The sequence below is a fragment of the Streptomyces sp. MS191 genome (assembly GCF_008042125.1).
Classification (GTDB): domain Bacteria; phylum Actinomycetota; class Actinomycetes; order Streptomycetales; family Streptomycetaceae; genus Streptomyces.
This window is the reverse complement of record NZ_RDBI01000037.1, coordinates 115,478-133,474: the sequence shown is the minus strand read 5'-3', so window position 1 is coordinate 133,474 and position 17,997 is coordinate 115,478. Positions and strand designations below refer to the sequence as shown.

19 protein-coding genes are annotated in these 17,997 nt (G+C 73.1%); 6 read left to right on the top strand and 13 right to left on the bottom strand.

Annotation, left to right across the window (positions count from 1 at the left end; all coding sequences use genetic code 11):
* Nucleotides 1-87: 87 nt before the first annotated feature.
* The 4 genes from EAO71_RS06305 to EAO71_RS06290 all read right to left on the bottom strand — a co-directional run bounded on the left by EAO71_RS06305 (nt 88) and on the right by EAO71_RS06290 (nt 2,849).
* Entirely contained in the window at nt 88-756 is a 669-nt protein-coding gene (locus tag EAO71_RS06305) for an ABC transporter ATP-binding protein (protein WP_261992033.1), read from the bottom strand.
* A gap of 224 nt (nt 757-980) precedes the next feature.
* Nucleotides 981-1,751, bottom strand: coding sequence for a DUF3710 domain-containing protein (locus EAO71_RS06300; RefSeq protein ID WP_147976781.1), 771 nt, complete (start codon nt 1,749-1,751; stop codon nt 981-983).
* A gap of 1 nt (nt 1,752) precedes the next feature.
* Nucleotides 1,753-2,265, bottom strand: coding sequence for a dUTP diphosphatase (gene dut / locus EAO71_RS06295; RefSeq protein WP_147976780.1), 513 nt, complete (start codon nt 2,263-2,265; stop codon nt 1,753-1,755).
* Nucleotides 2,265-2,849: a PaaI family thioesterase gene (locus tag EAO71_RS06290; RefSeq protein WP_147976779.1), complete on the bottom strand. Its 585-nt coding sequence runs from the start codon at nt 2,847-2,849 to the stop codon at nt 2,265-2,267. Before EAO71_RS06290 ends, dut begins: the two co-directional genes overlap by 1 nt.
* A gap of 58 nt (nt 2,850-2,907) precedes the next feature.
* On the opposite strand from EAO71_RS06290, the gene EAO71_RS06285 reads away from it, so the two are divergent.
* Nucleotides 2,908-3,414 (top strand): DUF3093 domain-containing protein, encoded by a 507-nt coding sequence (locus EAO71_RS06285; protein WP_147976778.1) that lies wholly within the window; start codon nt 2,908-2,910, stop codon nt 3,412-3,414.
* A gap of 133 nt (nt 3,415-3,547) precedes the next feature.
* Here the strand turns inward: EAO71_RS06285 and EAO71_RS06280 are convergent, their stop codons facing one another.
* From EAO71_RS06280 to EAO71_RS06265, 4 genes are all read right to left on the bottom strand, one after another.
* A complete protein-coding gene (locus EAO71_RS06280) occupies nt 3,548-4,531 on the bottom strand; it encodes a hypothetical protein (RefSeq protein WP_147976777.1) in 984 nt (327 codons plus the stop codon).
* A 12-nt stretch (nt 4,532-4,543) separates the two neighbouring features.
* Nucleotides 4,544-4,840 carry a DUF4193 domain-containing protein gene (locus EAO71_RS06275; protein WP_003955561.1) on the bottom strand — a complete coding sequence of 99 codons (297 nt, stop codon included), beginning with the start codon at nt 4,838-4,840 and terminating at the stop codon, nt 4,544-4,546.
* Nucleotides 4,841-5,235: 395 nt separating this feature from the next.
* Complete coding sequence (locus tag EAO71_RS06270) at nt 5,236-6,471, bottom strand: sensor histidine kinase (RefSeq protein ID WP_147976776.1); 1,236 nt, start codon at nt 6,469-6,471, stop codon at nt 5,236-5,238.
* Between the two features lie 5 nt (nt 6,472-6,476).
* A complete protein-coding gene (locus EAO71_RS06265; protein ID WP_147976775.1) occupies nt 6,477-7,130 on the bottom strand; it encodes a response regulator transcription factor in 654 nt (217 codons plus the stop codon).
* 450 nt (nt 7,131-7,580) lie between these two features.
* Here EAO71_RS06265 and EAO71_RS37520 point away from each other — a divergent pair, with 450 nt between their 5' ends.
* On the top strand, nt 7,581-7,754 hold the full coding sequence (locus EAO71_RS37520) for a hypothetical protein (protein WP_187282579.1): 174 nt from the start codon (nt 7,581-7,583) through the stop codon (nt 7,752-7,754).
* Between the two features lie 66 nt (nt 7,755-7,820).
* Here the strand turns inward: EAO71_RS37520 and EAO71_RS06260 are convergent, their stop codons facing one another.
* Both EAO71_RS06260 and EAO71_RS06255 read right to left on the bottom strand, forming a co-directional pair.
* Entirely contained in the window at nt 7,821-8,660 is an 840-nt protein-coding gene (locus EAO71_RS06260; protein ID WP_147976774.1) for an inositol monophosphatase family protein, read from the bottom strand.
* A 9-nt stretch (nt 8,661-8,669) separates the two neighbouring features.
* Nucleotides 8,670-9,797, bottom strand: a complete 1,128-nt coding sequence (locus EAO71_RS06255; RefSeq protein ID WP_147976773.1) for a ferrochelatase — start codon at nt 9,795-9,797, stop codon at nt 8,670-8,672.
* A gap of 132 nt (nt 9,798-9,929) precedes the next feature.
* Here EAO71_RS06255 and EAO71_RS06250 point away from each other — a divergent pair, with 132 nt between their 5' ends.
* Both EAO71_RS06250 and EAO71_RS06245 read left to right on the top strand, forming a co-directional pair.
* Nucleotides 9,930-11,183 (top strand): MFS transporter, encoded by a 1,254-nt coding sequence (locus EAO71_RS06250; RefSeq protein WP_147976772.1) that lies wholly within the window; start codon nt 9,930-9,932, stop codon nt 11,181-11,183.
* On the top strand, nt 11,131-12,462 hold the full coding sequence (locus tag EAO71_RS06245; RefSeq protein ID WP_147976771.1) for a D-arabinono-1,4-lactone oxidase: 1,332 nt from the start codon (nt 11,131-11,133) through the stop codon (nt 12,460-12,462). Before EAO71_RS06250 ends, EAO71_RS06245 begins: the two co-directional genes overlap by 53 nt.
* Before the next feature lie 7 nt (nt 12,463-12,469).
* On the opposite strand, the gene EAO71_RS06240 is transcribed toward EAO71_RS06245, so the two are convergent.
* Entirely contained in the window at nt 12,470-13,303 is an 834-nt protein-coding gene (locus EAO71_RS06240; RefSeq protein WP_147976770.1) for a hypothetical protein, read from the bottom strand.
* Nucleotides 13,304-13,756: 453 nt separating this feature from the next.
* Between EAO71_RS06240 and sepH the strand changes: the two genes are divergently transcribed.
* On the top strand, nt 13,757-14,833 hold the full coding sequence (sepH, locus tag EAO71_RS06235) for a septation protein SepH (protein ID WP_147976769.1): 1,077 nt from the start codon (nt 13,757-13,759) through the stop codon (nt 14,831-14,833).
* A 98-nt stretch (nt 14,834-14,931) separates the two neighbouring features.
* Here sepH and EAO71_RS06230 read toward each other — a convergent pair whose 3' ends face one another.
* On the bottom strand, nt 14,932-15,759 hold the full coding sequence (locus EAO71_RS06230; protein ID WP_147976768.1) for a sulfurtransferase: 828 nt from the start codon (nt 15,757-15,759) through the stop codon (nt 14,932-14,934).
* Between the two features lie 316 nt (nt 15,760-16,075).
* Here EAO71_RS06230 and EAO71_RS06225 point away from each other — a divergent pair, with 316 nt between their 5' ends.
* A complete protein-coding gene (locus tag EAO71_RS06225; RefSeq protein ID WP_147976767.1) occupies nt 16,076-16,849 on the top strand; it encodes a VOC family protein in 774 nt (257 codons plus the stop codon).
* A gap of 84 nt (nt 16,850-16,933) precedes the next feature.
* Here EAO71_RS06225 and EAO71_RS06220 read toward each other — a convergent pair.
* The coding region (locus EAO71_RS06220; protein WP_147976812.1) for a polysialyltransferase family glycosyltransferase at nt 16,934-17,997 on the bottom strand (1,064 nt) is incomplete at its 5' end.

Below are 17,997 nucleotides of genomic sequence, written 5' to 3'. Positions count from 1 at the left end.
GTGAGGCCGGGCCCTGAGGCCGTGGCGGGAACCAGGGAGTGTCTTGTCGATCACGCCGGGAGCCCGGCAAGATCGACAAGACGCCCCCTAGTGCTCGATGATCTCGCCGTCGCCGAGTTCGAGGACCCGGTCCGCCAGGCCCAGCAGCTGCGGGTCGTGGGTGGCCACCAGTGCCGTGACGCCCTCGCTGCGCACCACGGCGCGCAGCAGCTCCATCACCGCGAGTCCGGTCTCCGCGTCCAGCTGGCCCGTCGGCTCGTCGGCGATCAGCAGGGCCGGCTTGTTGGCCAGCGCGCGGGCGATGGCGACGCGCTGCTGCTGGCCGCCGGACAGCTCGCCGGGGCGCTGGGCCGCGTGGTCGGCGAGGCCGACCAGGGCGAGCAGCAGGGCGACGCGCTCCTCCCGCTCCTTGGGGTCGGCCTTGCGCAGGCGCAGCGGGACGCCCACGTTCTCGGCGGCCGTCAGGATGGGGATGAGGCCGAAGGACTGGAAGATGAAGCCGATGCGGTCCCGGCGGAGTTCCAGGAGGCCGTTCTCGCCCAGCTCGGCGAGGTCCGTGCCGCCGATGGTGATCCGTCCGTCGTCCGGGGTGTCCAGGCCGCCGACGAGGTTGAGCAGGGTCGTCTTGCCCGAACCCGAGCGGCCCTTGAGGGCGACGAGCTCGCCGCGCGGAATGTCGAAGGAGACTCCGCGCAGGGCGTGGACGGCCGCCGCGCCCGTGCCGTACGACCGGTGCAGGTTGCGGACGCGCACCATGGGGCCGCCGGACGGATCCTCGGCCACCGCCGTACCGGACCGCGCGCTGCTCTCACTCACCCTGGGCTCCCCCCGTCGTCGGACACGTGCGCCCGCCAGTATGTGCCGCCGGGGCGCCCGCCGACCAGACTCGGAGGGGGCGAAGATCCACGGAACGCCGGTGGGCCGGTCCCCGTACGGGGACCGGCCCACCGGTCGTGCTGTCGTCCGTGCGAGGGCCGCGGTCAGCGGACCTCGGTGATCTCGGGGCCGCGCTGGAGCTGGCCCATGCCTCCGGAGAAGCGCGAGCCTTCCTGCTCCTCCTGCTGGACGCCCTCGGGCACCATCTGCGCGTCGTTCGGCAGCTTGAGGACGATCGGGTCGCGGGGGGCCATCGGCCCCTCGCCCCGGACCACCACGGTGTCCCGGACGATCTGCTCCAGGAGGCCGGCCGCCTCGGGCTGCACGGCGCCCTGGCCGGAGATCACTCCGCGCAGGAACCAGCGGGGCCCGTCGACGCCCACGAAACGCACCAGCTGCACGCCGCCGGTGCCGTCCGGCAGCTGTACGGGGACCTGGGCGCGCAGCTCCCAGCCCAGCGGGCCCTCGACCTCGTCGATGACACCGCCCTGCTGGGTGATGCCGGAGGCGATCTCCTCGCGGACCTCGCCCCAGATGCCTTCCTTCTTCGGCGCGGCGAACGCCTGCAGCTGCACGGCGCTGTCACGCAGCACGACGGTGGCCGCGACGATCGCGTCGCCCGCCACCTCGACCCGCAGCTCCATGCCCTCGACTCCGGGCACGAAGATGCCGCCCAGGTCCACCCGGCCGTCCTCCGGCTTGGAGACCTCGGAGATGTCCCACGGTCCGTCGGGCCGGGGAGCCGGCGGAAGGTTCACCCGGCGCGGCGCGCCGGCCGTGTCGTCGGTGTCGAGCTCGTCGACGACCTGCTCGGCCTCGCCCGCTGCGTCCGCCACGTCCCCAGCGGAACCACTCTTCTTGCGACGTCCGAACACGTCACTGTCCTTCCCGGTCGGATACGACCGAAGCGTATCGATTCCCACCCGATGTGCCGTCCACGGCGGCATGCCCGCCGGTGGACCCGAAGCCCCCCTCGGCCCGCGCCGAGCCGGGAAGCTCCGCCACCTCGTGGAAGCGCACCTTCTCGACCTGCTGGACGACAAGTTGGGCAATCCTGTCGAATCGTTCGAACCGCACGCTCTCGCGCGGGTCGAGATTGACCACGATCACCTTGATCTCTCCACGGTACCCGGCATCCACCGTCCCCGGGGCATTCACGAGGGCTACTCCGCAGCGGGCGGCCAGGCCCGAGCGGGGGTGCACGAAGGCGGCGTAGCCGTCGGGCAGCGCGATGGAGACCCCGGTGGGGAGCACGGCCCGCTCACCGGGGGCCAGGACGGCCGCCTCGGTGGTCACGAGGTCGGCCCCGGCGTCCCCGGGATGGCCGTAGGACGGGAGCGGTACGTCCGGGTCCACGCGCCGGATGAGTACGTCGACGGGGTTGCGCATCAGGGGTTCACCTCGAAGGCGCGGGCGCGCCGGACCTGGTCGGGGTCGGACATGGCGGCCTGGATCTCCTCCGGCCGGCCGTTGTCGATGAAGTGGTCGACCTTGACCTCTATGAAGAGGGCGTCGGCACGGACGGCGACGGGGCCCTCGGGCCCGCCGATCCGGCCGGTCGCGGTCGAGTAGATCTTGCGCCCGTGCACGGCGGTGACCTCGGCCTCCAGGTGCAGGACGGTGCCGACCGGCACGGGCCGGACGAAGTCGGTCTCCAGGCGTCCGGTGACGGCGATGACCCGCAGCAGCCAGTTCAGGGAGCCGAGGGTCTCGTCGAGCGCGGTGGCGAGGACGCCGCCGTGCGCGAGGCCGGGGGCGCCCTGGTGGTCGGGGGTGACGGTGAACTCGGCGGTGACGGTCACGCCCTCGCCGGCGCGGGCCGCGAGGTGGAGTCCGTGGGGCTGCCCGCCGCCGCACCCGAAGCAGTGCTCGTAGTGCGCGCCGAGCAGCTCGCCGGGGGCGGGCGCGTCGGAGTGGCGTACCGGCGGTATGGCGTCGGCCGGCGGGGTGAGGGCGGCAGATGTTGCAGTCACAGGCGCAGACCTTACCCGCGCGGGTAGGGCCTGGTCGCGCCGTGCCAAGCTTGGAGGCATGCAGCCTTCCGCACCGTCCTCCGCGCCGCGCTTCGACGAACGACTGACCGCCCCCCGTTCGTGGTGGGTGATCGTGGCGCTGCTGGGTCTGTCCGGCGGTCTGGTGGCGTTCCCGCTGGGCACGGTCCCGATGCTCGCCGGCCTGATCGCCGCGGCGGCCGCGGCGGCCGTCGTGGTCTCCTCGTACGGCTCCGCCCGCATTCGTGTGGTGGCGGGCTCGCTGGTCGCCGGCGAGGCGCGGATCCCGGTCTCCGCTCTGGGGACGCCCGAGGTGCTGGACGCGGAGGAGGCGCGCGCCTGGCGCAGCTTCAAGGCCGATCCGCGCGCGTTCATGCTGCTGCGGAGCTACGTGCCGACCGCGCTCCGGGTCGAGGTCACCGATCCGGCGGACCCGACGCCGTACGTCTACCTCTCGACCCGGGACCCGCAGGGTCTGGCGGCGGCCCTGGAGGCGGCCCGCGCGGACGAGGCGGGGAACGCGACCGCGAGGTCCGCGGAGGCGTAGGGCGGCGGCTGACGGCTCCGGAGCGGCGTCCGGACGGGCGCCGCCGGGCTGCTGACCGGCTGTGCGGCGGGACGGCAGGCTGCCGGCCCGTCCCGGACCTGACCCGTCCGGCAGGGCAGGCCCAGGTCCTGTCCTAGAAGCCGAGCTCCTTGGGGTTCTCCGGCTGCTCCAGCGGGGGCAGGCCGCCGAGGGCCTCCCAGGGGACCTGGCGCTTGCGCAGGTCCTTGCGGATGTGTCCCGCGAGCTTCTTGGTGTCGCGCCGGTTCATCACGGCGCCGACGGCGGCACCGACCATGAACGGCATGAGGTTGGGCAGGTCGCGCACCATGCGCTTCATGATCTGCTGACGCAGTTCGCGCTTGAGCTGTCCGCCGAGCGCCGCGTTGACGGTGGTGGGCCGGGTGGGGTCGATGCCCCGCTCCTCGGCCCAGGACGTCAGATAGGCCGTCGAGCGCTGGGTGAGCGAGCCGGACGGCCGCAGGCCGTAGACCTCGTGCAGTTCGGCGATCAGCTTCAGCTCGATGGCTGCGACGCCCGTGATCTCCGCGGCCAGCTCGGCCGGCATCGCGGGGGGCACGGGCAGCATGGCGGCGGCGCCGATGCCGGCGCCGACGGTGGAGGTCGCGTTGGCGGCGCCCGCCACGAGCTTGTCGGCGATCTGCTCGGGGCCGAGCCCCGGGAAGTGCTTGCGCAGGGTCGCCAGGTCGCGCACGGGAATGCGCGGGGCCAGCTCGATCAGCCGGTCGGCGAGATAGCCGAGACCGGCCTTGGCGCCCTCGCCGCCGCGCTTCACGCCGCGCCTGACGGCGTCCATCCGGGCACGGTCGGGTTTGAGCCGGTCCAGCTGGGCGCGCGCCGGTTCGGCGGCCCGCCTGACGGCTTCGAGGCGGCCGCCACGCGGTGTCTCCCGCTCGACCGGGTCCGGCGTCGTGGCTGCTTCGAGCGAGGCCGAGGGGCCCCGCTCGTCGTCACGTACGCCGAGGACGGGCAGGAGGGCGCTCTGCTCGGCTTCGGGAGCCTCCTGGGCACCCTCCACCGGGCCGGAGCCGCCCTGGTGCGCCTCCGGCCTCCCAGGGAGGCGGAAGCGACGCTTCCTGGACGGTGTGTCGCCTGCCACGGCCGACCGGTCTCAGTCGCAGTCGCGGCAGATCGGCTGGCCGTTCTTCTCCCGCGCCAGCTGGCTGCGGTGGTGCACGAGGAAGCAGCTCATGCAGGTGAACTCGTCGGCCTGCTTGGGCAGGACCCGGACGGCGAGCTCCTCGTTGGACAGGTCCGCGCCGGGAAGCTCCAGTCCCTCTGCGGCCTCGAACTCGTCGACGTCGACCGTCGAGGTCGACTTGTCGTTCCGGCGGGCCTTCAGTTCCTCAAGGCTGTCCGAATCGACGTCGTCGTCGGTCTTGCGTGGGGTGTCGTAATCCGTTGCCATGTCGCTCTCCCCCTCTGGGTGGTTGCGGTGTCTCCAGCGCACGTAACGCGTGAGAGGCCGGACTTGTGCCCGACCCGAGGCGGAGATTTTGCCTCACATCAAGGTCTGTTACTCAATCGACACCCAACCCGCCCTCTCACGAGTGATCGGCTTTGGGTGGCGAACGGGACCGTACACGGTCCACCTGCCGTCCCTCACGGGTGCCACCCCGTGTACTTCCCGTCATCCAGGGCCCCGGAAACCCGGACTTTTCCCGGTTTTCCACTGGAATTCTCGATCACGGAGAGTAGAGAGTCGGCTGCTCGCTCCTGTGATCGATCACACAGGTGCGTCTCAGGAACGGGCTCCGAAAATTCCGCGCAAAGCGAACGGAACCGGCTGGTACCCGAAGTGTGTCAGATCGGAAGAGTGACACGCATCACGAGACCGCCGCCTTCGCGGGGCTCCGCGATGATACGGCCGCCGTGGGCGCGCGCGACGGATCGGGCGATCGACAGGCCGAGACCGACGCCCTTGTCGCTCCCCGTACGCTCCGTACGCAGCCGTCTGAACGGCTCGAAGAGGTTGTCGACCTCGTACGCGGGAACCACGGGACCCGTGTTCGAGACCACCATGACCGCCTGTCCGTGGTCGACCTCCGTGGTCACCTCCACCCAGCCCTCCTCCGCCACGTTGTAGCGCACGCCGTTCTGCACCAGGTTCAGGGCGATCCGCTCCAGCAGGACGCCGTTGCCCTGCACCACGGCGGGCTCCCGCTCGCCGCGGATCTCGACGCCCTTGGCCTCGGCCTCCGCGTGCACCTGGTCGATGGCGCGCGAGGCGACCTCGGCGAGGTCCACCGGTTTGCGCTCGATGATCTCGTTGTCGCTGCGGGCCAGCAGCAGCAGGCCCTCCACCAGCTGCTCGCTGCGCTCGTTGGTGGCCAGCAGCGTCTTGCCGAGCTGCTGGAGCTCCACGGGCACTCCGGGGTCCGAGAGGTGGACCTCCAGGAGCGTGCGGTTGATCGCCAGCGGCGTGCGCAGCTCGTGCGAGGCGTTGGCGACGAACCGCTGCTGGGCGGTGAAGGCCCGTTCCAGCCGGTCCAGCATGTCGTCGAAGGTGTCGGCGAGCTCCTTGAGCTCGTCGTCGGGGCCGTCCAGCTTGATCCGCCGGGTCAGGTCGGATCCGGCCACCTGGCGGGCGGTCCGGGTGATCCGGCCGAGCGGGGAGAGCACCCGGCCGGCCATGGCGTAGCCGAAGGCGAAGGCGATGATGCTCAGGCCGAGCAGCGCGAACAGCGAGCGCCGCAGCAGGTCGTCCAGCGCCAGGTCGCGCTGGTGCTGGAAGCAGGCCGAGGCAGCGGCGTTGAACTGGTCCACGGTGCCCTGCTTGGGCAGGTTGCACCACGAGGTGGTGGGCTGCACCTGGCCTTCGACGATCTTGAAGGGCAGGTCGGCGACGGTGGCGTTCAGCGCGTTGGCGGTGAGCAGGTAGATGATCGACAGCAGCAGGATGCCCGCGATCAAAAACATGCCGCCGTACAGCAGCGTGAGCCGTATGCGGATGGTCGGACGCAGCAGCGGCCGGACCGGGTCCCGGGGGTCCCAGGTCGGCTTCGGGGGCGCCTGGGGCGGCGCAGGGGTCGTGGTCACGGGGGTCAGATCCGGTAGCCGGAGCCGGGCACCGTGACGATCACGGGCGGCTCCCCGAGCTTGCGCCGCAGGGTCATCACCGTGACCCGCACGACGTTGGTGAACGGGTCGGTGTTCTCGTCCCAGGCCTTCTCCAGCAGCTGCTCGGCCGAGACGACGGCTCCCTCGCTGCGCATCAGGACCTCCAGGACGGCGAACTCCTTCGGGGCGAGCTGCACCTCCCGGCCGTCGCGCAGGACCTCGCGGCGGTTCGGGTCGAGCTTGATCCCGGCGCGCTCCAGGACGGGCGGCAGCGGCACCGTGGTGCGCCGGCCGAGCGCCCGCACCCGCGCGGTCAGCTCGGTGAACGCGAAGGGCTTGGGCAGGTAGTCGTCCGCACCGAGCTCCAGACCCTCCACGCGCTCGCTGACGTCGGCGGATGCCGTGAGCATCAGGACGCGCGTGGGCATCCCGAGCTCGACGATCTTGCGGCAGACGTCGTCGCCGTGGACGAGCGGGAGATCACGGTCGAGGACGACCACGTCGTAGTCGTTGACCCCGATGCGTTCGAGGGCCGCGGCGCCGTCGTACACGACGTCGACGGCCAGTGCCTCCCGGCGCAGTCCGGTGGCCACCGCATCGGCGAGCAGCTGCTCGTCCTCGACGACGAGTACACGCACGTCGCATTTCCTTCCCGAGTGCCCTGGTCATGGGCGCGACGAGCGCGGACCGGGCGGTTCCTGAGCACTGACTGTGCGTGTCCATCCTGCCCCGAACGCGCGTAAACCGGCTGTAAGGCGGGCTGCGGCCGCCCCGGACCCGGCCTGGGCCGGGGCGGCCCGCGGAGCTGGTCCGAAGTGCTCCCCTGGGGTCCGGTGCGCGGGCGGGACGGAGCGCGCGGAGCGCGGGGCGTGCGCCGGGGGCGGCCGGGAGCGTGCCAAGAATTCACCTGATTCACGGGCCAGTTGAGGTTTCTGTGAGGAAGGGCCTGGGGAGGACGACTGCACACCCCGTGATCACGCCCTGTATGTGGCACGCCACAAGCCGTTCTGTCCCCCAGAGGTTGCAGCGTGTGATCCACCCACCCTCGGCACACCCCGTGCCACCGACCCATGACGAGGGGGCGCACGATGGACGCTTTCACCGCAGGACTGCTGCAGCGCATTAGGACGGCGCAGACCGACCTCACACGGGCTCGCGAGACGGGCGACGACTTCCTCGCGGACGTCGAGCAGGCTGAGCTCGAAGACCTGCATCGCCTGGCCGCCGAACACGGCGTGGAGATCGGCGCGACCTGCGCCTGACCCCACCGACATGAGGGGGCCCCGTGCGGATCCGCACGGGGCCCCCTCATGTGTCCGGGACGGCCCTCAGTCGTGCCAGGCGCCGTGCTCCTCCAGGAGCTTCTGGAGGGGGGCGAAGACGCCGGGGGACGCCGCGACGGTCAGCTCGCCCGAGGCGGGCTCGCCGGGGCGTCCGCCGGTCAGGCAGCCCGCCTCGCGGGCGATGAGGTCCCCCGCGGCGAGGTCCCAGGGGTTGAGGCCGCGCTCGTAGTAGCCGTCGAGGCGGCCGGCCGCGACGTCGCACAGGTCGATGGCCGCGGAGCCGCCCCGGCGGATGTCCCGCAGGAGCGGGATCATGCGCTGGGCGACGTCGGCCTGGTGGGCCCGGCGCTGCTGGACGTAGCCGAAGCCGGTGGAGATCAGCGCCTGGTCCAGCGGGGGCGACGGACGGGCGGCGAGGCGGCGGTCGCCGACGTACGCGCCCCCGCCCAGGACCGCGTGGTAGGTCTCGCCGCGCAGCGGGGCCGCCACGACGCCGACGACGGTCTCGCCGTCGCGTTCGGCGGCGATGGAGACCGCCCAGGTGGGCAGCCCGTAGAGGTAGTTCACGGTGCCGTCGAGCGGGTCGATGACCCAGCGGACGCCGCTGGTGCCGGGACTGGCGGCGCCCTCCTCGCCGAGGAAGCCGTCGTCGGGACGGTGCTCGGAGAGGTAGCCGGTGATCAGCTTCTCGGCGGCGAGGTCCATCTCGGTGACGACGTCGATCGGACTGGTCTTGGTCGCCGCCACGGCGAGGTCGTCCGGCCGGCCGTCGCGCAGCAGCGCGCCGGCCCGGCGGCCGGCCTCCAGGGCGAGGGTGAGCAGTTCGGCGAGGAGGGGGTCGGTCGGCGCGGGGCCGGTGGACCCGGGAGTCACGGGCTCGGTCATGGGTGCTCCTTAGGCGTACGGGCTGTCGGCGCCGGCGGCCGCCGGCCGGTCGGCCCGCGCCGGGCAGCAGCCGATCGGGCAGAGGTCGTGGGAGGCGCCGAGGGCGCCCAGTGCGCAGCGCTCGGCGCGGACGCCCCGCTCGCGCGCGGCGCGCTCCAGGACCAGCTCGCGCACGGCCGCGGCGAAGCGCGGGTCCGCCCCGACGGTCGCCGAGCGCCGGACCGGGAGCCCCAGCTCCGCGGCCTTGGCGGTGGCCTCCGTGTCGAGGTCGTAGAGGACCTCCATGTGGTCCGAGACGAAGCCGATGGGGACCATCACGGCGGCCGGGGCCCCGGCTCCGTGGAGCTCCTCCAGGTGGTCGCAGATGTCGGGTTCGAGCCAGGGGATGTGCGGGGCGCCGCTGCGGGACTGGTAGACGAGGCGCCAGGGGTGGTCCTCGCCGGTCCGCTCGCGGACCGCGTCCACGATCACCCGGGCGACGTCGAGGTGCTGCTTCACGTAGGCCCCGCCGGCGCCGTGCTCGGCTGCCGGTCCGGAGGAGTCCGCCGCGGAGTCGGGGATGGAGTGGGTGGTGAAGGCGAGGTGGGCGCCGGACCGCACGGACGGGTCGAGTTCGTCCAGCGAGGCGAGGACGCCCTCGACCATGGGACCGACGAACCCGGGGTGGTTGAAGTAGTGCCGGAGCTTGTCGACCCGGGGCAGCGGCAGCCCTTCCGCCTCCAGCTCGGAGAGGGCGTCGGCGAGGTTCTCGCGGTACTGGCGGCAGCCGGAGTAGGAGGCGTAGGCGCTGGTCGTGAGCACGGCGATGTGGCGCCGGCCGTCGGTGATCATCTCCCGCAGGGTGTCGGTGAGATACGGCGCCCAGTTCCGGTTCCCCCAGTAGACCGGCAGGTCGAGGCCGGCCTGCGCGAAGTCCTCCCGCAGCGCGGCGAGCAGCGCGCGGTTCTGGTCGTTGATCGGGCTGACGCCGCCGAAGAGGAAGTAGTGCTGCCCCACCTCCTTGAGCCGTTCCTTCGGGATGCCTCGGCCGCGGGTCACGTTCTCCAGGAACGGGACCACGTCGTCCGGGCCCTCGGGGCCGCCGAAGGAGAGCAGCAGAAGGGCGTCGTACGGAGCGGGATCGTGCTGATCGGACATGGACCGATCCTCCCACCCGTCCCTCGTGGCGGAGGGCGCGGCCCGACCGGAGAACAGGCTGGCCGCGCGCACTTCAACACCGTAGGCTTTAGCTATTAATTACACGTGTTGAGCCGACGCCCGGAGATCCCCTTGCCCAGTCCCTATCGCGCGATCTTCGCGGCGCCCGGCACCACGTCCTTCTCCGTGGCCGGCTTCGTCGGCCGGATGCCCCTGTCCATGATGGGCATCGGCATCGTCACCATGATCTCCCAGGTCACCGGGCGCTACGGCCTGGCGGGCGCGCTCTCCGCGACCCTGGCCATGTCCGCCGCGGTGATGGGCCCGCAGGTGTCCCGGCTGGTCGACCGGTACGGCCAGCGGCGCGTGCTGCGCCCGGCGACCCTGGTCGCGCTGGTCGCGGGCGCGGGACTGCTGGTCTGCGTCCAGCAGGACGCCGCGGACTGGACGCTCTTCGCCTTCACGGCCCTCGTCGGCTGCGTGCCGAGCGTCGGCGCCATGACCCGGGCGCGCTGGGCGGAGATCTACCGCGGTGAGGGCCGCCGGCTGCACACCGCGTACTCGTGGGAGTCGATCGTCGACGAGGTGTGCTTCATCTTCGGCCCGATCCTCTCCATCGGCCTGTCCACGATCTGGTTCCCCGAGGCCGGCCCGCTGTTCGCCGGGGTCTTCCTCGCGATCGGCGTCTTCTGGCTGACCTCGCTGCGCGCCACCGAGCCCCGCCCGCATCCGCGCACCGCGGAGTCCGGCGGCTCGGCCCTGAGCTCCCCCGGGCTCCAGGTGCTCGCGCTCGCCTTCGTCGCCACCGGCGCGATCTTCGGCTCGGTCGACGTGGTGACGGTGGCCTTCGCCGACGAGCGGGGCGCCAAGGCGGCCGCCAGCCTGGTCCTCGCCGTGTACGCGCTCGGCTCCTGCCTGGCGGGCGCGGTCTTCGGGCTGCTGCACCTCAGGAGCGAGCCGTCCCGGCGCTGGCTGCTGGGCGTCTGCGCGATGGCCGTGAGTATGATCCCCCTCCTACTGGCCGGGAACCTGCCGTTGCTGGCCGTGGCGCTCTTTGTCGCGGGCCTCTCCATCGCACCGACGATGGTGACGACCATGGCCCTCGTCGAAGCGCACGTACCGCGCACCAAGCTGACCGAGGGCATGACCTGGACGGGTACCGGGCTCGCGATCGGTGTGGCGCTGGGCTCCTCGGCCGCCGGCTGGGTGGTCGACGCCCGGGGTGCGGAGGCGGGGTACGTGGTGCCCGTCGTCTCGGGCGGCGTCGCGGTGGTGGTGGGTCTCCTGGGGTACCGCCGGCTGCGCAAGCCGGTGCCGACTGGGGAGGGGCAGCGTGAGCGGGACCACGAGGGAGAGCACCGGGGCGACGAGCAGCCCGTGGCGTAACTGGGCGGGGAACGTCACCTCCCGCCCCGTGCGGGAGGTGAGCCCCGCGTCGGCCGAGGAACTGGCCGACGCGATCACGAAGGCGGCCGAGGACGGGCTGCGGGTGAAGACGGTCGGAACCGGCCACTCCTTCACCTCGATCGCCGCCACGGACGGGCTGCTCGTCCGCCCCCATCTGCTGGCCGGGATCCGGCGGATCGACCGCGAGGCGATGACGGTCACCGTCGAGTCGGGCACGCCCCTCAAGCGGCTGAACGTGGCGCTGGCCCGGGAGGGCCTGTCGCTCACGAACATGGGCGACATCATGGAGCAGACGGTCGCCGGCGCCACCTCCACCGGGACGCACGGCACCGGCCGGGACTCGGCCTCGATCGCCGCCCAGATCCGCGAGCTGGAGCTGGTCACGGCCGACGGCCGGCTGACGACCTGCTCGGAGAAGGAGAACCCGGAGATCTTCGCGGCCGCGCGCCTCGGACTCGGCGCGCTCGGTGTGATCACGGCGATCACCTTCGCCGTCGAGCCGGTCTTCCTGCTCACCGCGCGCGAGGAGCCGATGACCTTCGACCGGGTCACCGCGGAGTTCGACGCGCTGCACGCGGAGAACGAGCACTTCGAGTTCTACTGGTTCCCCCACACGGACAACTGCAACACCAAGCGCAACAACCGCAGCGCGGGCCCGGCCGCCCCTCCCGGACGGCTCAGCGGCTGGGTAGAGGACGAGTTCCTGTCCAACGGGGTCTTCCAGCTGGCCTGTTCCCTCGGCCGCGCGGTGCCCCCGGTGATCCCCTCGATCGCCAAGATCTCCAGCCGGGCGCTGTCGGCCCGCACCTACACCGACATCCCCTACAAGGTGTTCACCTCGCCGCGCCGGGTGCGTTTCCTGGAGATGGAGTACGCGCTGCCGCGCGAGGCGGCCGTCTCGGCGCTGCGCGAGGTCAAGGCGATGGTCGAGCGCTCGCCGCTGAAGGTGAGCTTCCCGGTCGAGGTGCGGACCGCCCCGGCGGACGACATCACGCTGTCGACCGCCTCGGGCCGGGAGAGCGCCTACATCGCCGTCCACCTCTACAAGGGCACTCCCCACCGCGCGTACTTCACCGCGGTGGAGAGCATCATGACGGCGCACGGGGGACGTCCGCACTGGGGCAAGGTGCACACCCGGGACGCCGCCTACTTCGCCGAGGTCTACCCGCGCTTCGCCGAGTTCACGGCCCTGCGCGACCGGCTGGACCCGGACCGGCTCTTCGCCAACGACTACCTGCGGCGGGTCCTGGGCGACTGACGGCGCCTCAGCCAGCCGGCGTCCCGCCGGCCGGTGCACCGGCGGACGGGGTCCCGGTCTCCGGCGGGGTCGGGGCGGGGGTCGTCGACGGCGCGGACGGCGTGGCCGACGGCTCGGGTGTCGGGTCGGCCGAGTCCGAGGGTGTCGGCTCGGGCTCCGGGGTGTCGCCTCCGGTGTCGCGGGACGGGCCTCCGTCCTCACCCTCCCGGCCGGGCGTCGGTCCGGCGCCGTCGTCCTGCCGCTTCTCCGGGGTCTCGCGGGTCGACGGGGCGCTCCCGGCACCGTCCTGGCCCCGGACGACGGAGCCGAAGGTGGTCGATCCCTTGGTGCCGCTGAAGTCCTGATCGGAGATCAGCTCGTAGGCGGTGATGCCGCCCATCGACACGAGGAAGACGAGGGCCGCGGCGACGGCGGAGCGCTTCCAGCCGCGGACGCGGGTGCCGTGCGTGGTGGCGGCGCCGAACTCCTCCCCGTACGGCGGTCCGGCCTCGACCGGCGGCCGGTTCCGGTCGGGCCCGGCGGCGGGCCCGGCCTGCCGGGCGCCCACCGGAACCCGGGCGGTCCGCGCGCCCCTCACCGGCTCTCCGTGGACGGCGACTTCGCGTATCTGCTCGCCCGTCCGCCTGAAGAGGTGCTGGAGGAAGGAGCCGCCGCAGGTCGCGATGACGCTGATCAGCCCGGCGCCCAGGATCGTGCCGTACACGCCCAGGGTGGAGGCGAGTTTGGCCGCCACGACGGCGGCGACCGCACTGGCGGAGACCTGGGCCACACTCAGGTCGAGCCGCTTCTTCTTCCCGTCCGACGCGACTCGTTCCCTCTTCGCGTCCTCGGCGTGATCCATCCCCGCCCCTTGCCTGCTCATTCGTTCCACCATCCACCCACAAGGGACATATGGGCGAAAGGAATAGTTCCGCTTCTGGCGTTTATGTGAACAGTGCCACGCGAGCACAAGATCGCGGAGACCCAACTCCCGTACCGTCGGCAAAGTTGGGCGGCGCGCCGGTCCACCCAGGTGGCCCGAATGGAGTACTGTGTCGAGCCCTGGGTCCGGGCTCTCTCATGGGCGTCCGGGTCATCGGGAGGGAGCCGAAAGTGGCACTCGAACCGGCGGCACCGCGGCACCACACGGACACCCGCTGCACAGCGTGACGACCTGTCACTCTACGTGTGCAGACAGGTAACCGTGCCATAACGGCGGTCCAGGGTCCATGCCCGACACGCCGGGCAACTCGGCAAGGTTGTGGCAGGCTGCACCCGGGCAGGCCACACTCGACTAGCGGAAGCAGCGACGCACGTGACGTCGGCAGGCACCACCCGGGAGGTCCCCATGCCCGAACTGCGTGTCGTGGCCGTCTCCAACGACGGCACACGACTGGTGCTGAAGGCTGCTGACAGCACGGAGTACACGCTTCCGATCGACGAGCGGCTGCGCGCCGCCGTGCGCAACGACCGCGCACGCCTCGGCCAGATCGAGATCGAGGTGGAGAGCCACCTCCGCCCCCGTGACATCCAGGCGCGCATAAGGGCCGGTGCCTCCGCCGAGGAGGTCGCCCAGCTCGCCGGGATCCCCGTCGACCGCGTACGGCGCTTCGAGGGCCCCGTGCTCGCCGAGCGGGCGTTCATGGCGGAGCGGGCCCGCAAGACCCCCGTCCGCCGGCCCGGCGAGAACACCGGACCGCAGCTCGGCGACGCGGTGCAGGAGCGGCTGCTGCTGCGCGGCGCCGAGAAGGACACCGTGCAGTGGGACTCCTGGCGCCGTGACGACGGCACCTGGGAGGTGCTGCTCGTCTACCGGGTGGCGGGCGAGGTGCACACGGCGAGCTGGACCTACGACCCGCCCCGGCGGCTCGTCCAGGCCGTGGACGACGAGGCGCGGGCGCTGATCGGCGAGACGGACGACACGATCGCCGCCGCGCCGGAGCCGAGCTTCCCGTTCGTGCCGCGGATCGCCCGGCTGCCCCGGGACCGGCCGCTCGACCGCGCGCTGGACCGGCAGATCGAGCGCCAGCCGGAACGGCCCTCCGCCTCCGCGGAGCCGGAGGAGGAGCGGGACTCGCTGACCAGCCTGCTGGAGGCGGTGCCGAGCTTCCGTGGCGACATGGTCGTCCCGGACCGCAACACCGAACCCTCGTCGACCGAACCGTCCGACGAGCCCGAGGCGGAGGAGCCGCCGGCTCCGGCGGCCTCGGCCGGAGCGGGCTCGGCGTACGCGGACGTCCTGATGCCCCGCGCGGTGTCGGGTCACCGCGACCGCCTGACGGGCACCACCGACCGCCAGGCGGAGGCCGACGGTGTCCGGCCGGGCCGCCGCGCGGCGGTCCCGAGCTGGGACGAGATCGTCTTCGGCACCCGCCGGAAGAAGCAGGACTGACGGCACTCCGCACAGCCGTCACCGGAAACGGGAGAGGGGCCCGCGCCGTCGCACGGCGCGGGCCCCTTCGCGTGCCTGGGCGGACCGGCGGCGCCCCCTTACCGGGGATCCGGTCCCGTGGCCACCGGGCGCGCGGGGTCGTGGGACCACTCCGACCACGACCCCGCGTACAGGGCCGCCGGGATACCGGCCAGCGCCAGGGCCAGGACCTCGTGGGCGCCCGAGACACCCGAACCGCAGTAGACGGCGACCTCGGAGTCGGCGGTCGCGCCGAGGCCCGAGAAGCGGGCGGCCAGCGCGTCCGCCGGCAGGAAGCGGCCGTCGGGAGCGACGTTCTCCGCCGTGGGCGCCGAGACCGCGCCCGGGATGTGGCCGCCGACCCGGTCGATCGGTTCGACGTCGCCCCGGTAGCGCTCCGCCGCCCGCGCGTCCAGGAGCAGCCCCGAGCGGGCGACCGCCGCCGCGCCGTCGGCGTCGAGCAGTCCGACCGGGCTCGGCTCCGGGGCGAAGTCGCCCGGTTCCGGCTGCGGGGTCTCCTTCGACAGCTCCCCCGTCCAGGCCGCGAGACCTCCGTCGAGGACCCGCACGTCCCGGTGGCCCGTGAAGCGCAGCAGCCACCAGGCGCGGGCCGCGCCCCAGCCGAGTCCGCCGTCGTAGACCACGACCGGTGTGCCGGCCGAGACACCCGCCCGGCGCATCGCCGCGCCGAAGACCGCCATGTCCGGCAGGGGGTGCCGGCCGCCGGCGCCGGGCGGGCCGGCCAGCTCGGCGTCGAGGTCGACGTAGACCGCGCCGGGAAGGTGGTCGGCCTCGTACTCGGGCAGCCCGGGCGGGCCGCCCAGCTGCCAGCGGACGTCCAGCAGGACCGGGGGCCTCGGCCCGGCCGACTCGCTCACGAGTTCGCTTGCGGTGATGATGGGCTTCATGGGTGCCATCCTCGCGCAGCCCGCGACGCCGCGGGCCGCTCGGTAGCGTCGCCGGCCGGTCGGCGACGGCCAGGAACCGGCATTCCAGGCATCCTCGTGCCGGATCGCGCCAAAATCGGCGCGGCCGGGGCGCACCGCGCGCCCAACGGTGCAACGATCGGCACCGGGCGCGCGGTGAGGCACGTGCGCGGCCGGCACGACGGCGGGTGTGGACCTCCGCTCCGGAGCCGGCGCCCGGGCCCATCGCTCCGTACGCGTGCGTACGGACGCCCGGTCCCCCGTGCGGCCACGACGATGGTCCGAGGAGAGAGTGACGATGACCGAGGCGACGCGACGCACACCCGGTACACCTTCGTGGGTGAGCCTGATGGTGCACGGCCTTGACGCGACGCAGGAGTTCTACGGCGCGCTCTTCGGCTGGGAGTTCGTGCCCGGGCCCCAGCAGCTCGGCCCGTACGTCCGCGCCCTCCTGGACGGCAAGGAGGTGGCGGGGATCGGCCAGCTGCCGCCCGACCGGCATCTGCCGGTCGCCTGGACCACCTACCTGGCCACCGACGACGCCGCCGGGACCACCGAGACCATCCGCTGCTGCGGCGGCACCGTCGCCGTCGGGCCGCTGGACGCCGGTGAGGCGGGCCGGCTGGCGATCTGCTCGGACCCGACGGGCGCCGTCTTCGGCGTCTGGCAGGCCGAGGCGCACCACGGCACGGCGACCGCGGGACCGCCCGGCACGCCGGTCTGGAACGAGTTGCTGACGCACGAGACCTCGATGGTCGCCAAGTTCTACCGGACGGTCTTCGGGTACGAGATCGAGCCGGTCGTCTCCGCGGACTTCGACTACCTGACCCTGCACCTTGACGGCCGTCCGGTCGCGTCCCTGCACGGGGTCGGCACCGCGCTCCCGCGCGACCGCGGCGCGCACTGGATGACGTACTTCGAGGTCGCCGACACGGATGCGGCCGCGCGCCTGGTCACGGAACTGGGCGGCAGGGTCCTGCGGCAGCCGCGGGAGGGCACGGCGGGCCGCCTGGCGACCGTGACGGACCCCGAGGGTGCCGTCTTCACGATCGTCCGGTCGGTCGACGCCTGAGGCCCGGCACCCGGGGGTGCGAGGGACGTCCCGCCCCGCCCCGGCGCCCGGCCCCGCTGCCCCGGGGTACCCGGCCCCGCCGGGTCAGGTCCGCCGGCCGCGCGCCGGGCTCCGCCGCGGCCGGGAGCGGCCCGCGGCCCCGCCGGGCAGACCGAGTTCGGTCAGCCGGTCCCCGTCGATGTAGCGGGCGAGCGGATCGTCCGGACGGAGGCCGTCGAGGAGTGCGGCGGCGTCCGCGCGCAGACCGGGGTGCAGCTTCGGCTGCATGCAGTAGCCCACCGCGCTGACCAGCGGTTCCAGCGTGTCCGGGGCGGCTCCCGGGACGGCCGGACCGGCGCCCGACTCCAGGTCGGGCACGAGGTGGTCGACGAGGGTCAGCGGCACGCGGTTGCTGTTCTCGTACGGCTTGAGCCGCTCCAGTACCGTTCCCGTGCCGACCCGGGCGATGGGGACGTCGTAGTACACGGCGGCCGTGAGCATCGCGGTCGAGAAGCAGCCGACGACGAGCCGGGGCCGGCAGCGGGCGTAGAAGGTCTCGGCGAGCAGCGGGCCGTCCAGGACGGTCAGCCGCACGCCGACGGCCTCGGCCGCCTCCCGCAGGGCCCGGGAGTAGCGGGCGGGGGCGGTCGGGTGCGGTTTGAAGATCACGGAGCGGTGCCCGGCCGCCGCGGCGCCGCGCACCATCCGGGCGTGCAGGTCCTCCTCCTCGTCGGCGGTGAGGATGCCGAGCACGGCGAGGTACTGGCCGAGGAGCACGGCGGTGGGGGCGGCCTCGACGGCCGCCGCGACGTGCGGGTCCCCCTCGGCCGCCTCGGCGATCTCGGCGAGGACCGCGCGGAAGGCGGAGTCGGGCACGATCTCCGGTTCGACGCCGTACTCGGCGAGGAGCAGCGGGCGCAGTCCCGGGACCAGGTCGAGGTGGAGCAGCCGCTGGACGCGGCAGCCGATCGACTGGGGCAGTTCGCCGCGGGTGGGACCGTAGCTCATCAGCCCGTCGGCGTAGAGGTGCACGGCGCTCTCCGCGAAGACGGCGGCGAGCGCCTTGGCGGGGTTGGCCTGGATGGACTCGACGACGAGTTCGACCGGGCCGTCGCCCAGGTCCCAGGCGGTGCGCAGGACCCGCTGCCAGAGCGGGGTCTCCTCGGGGC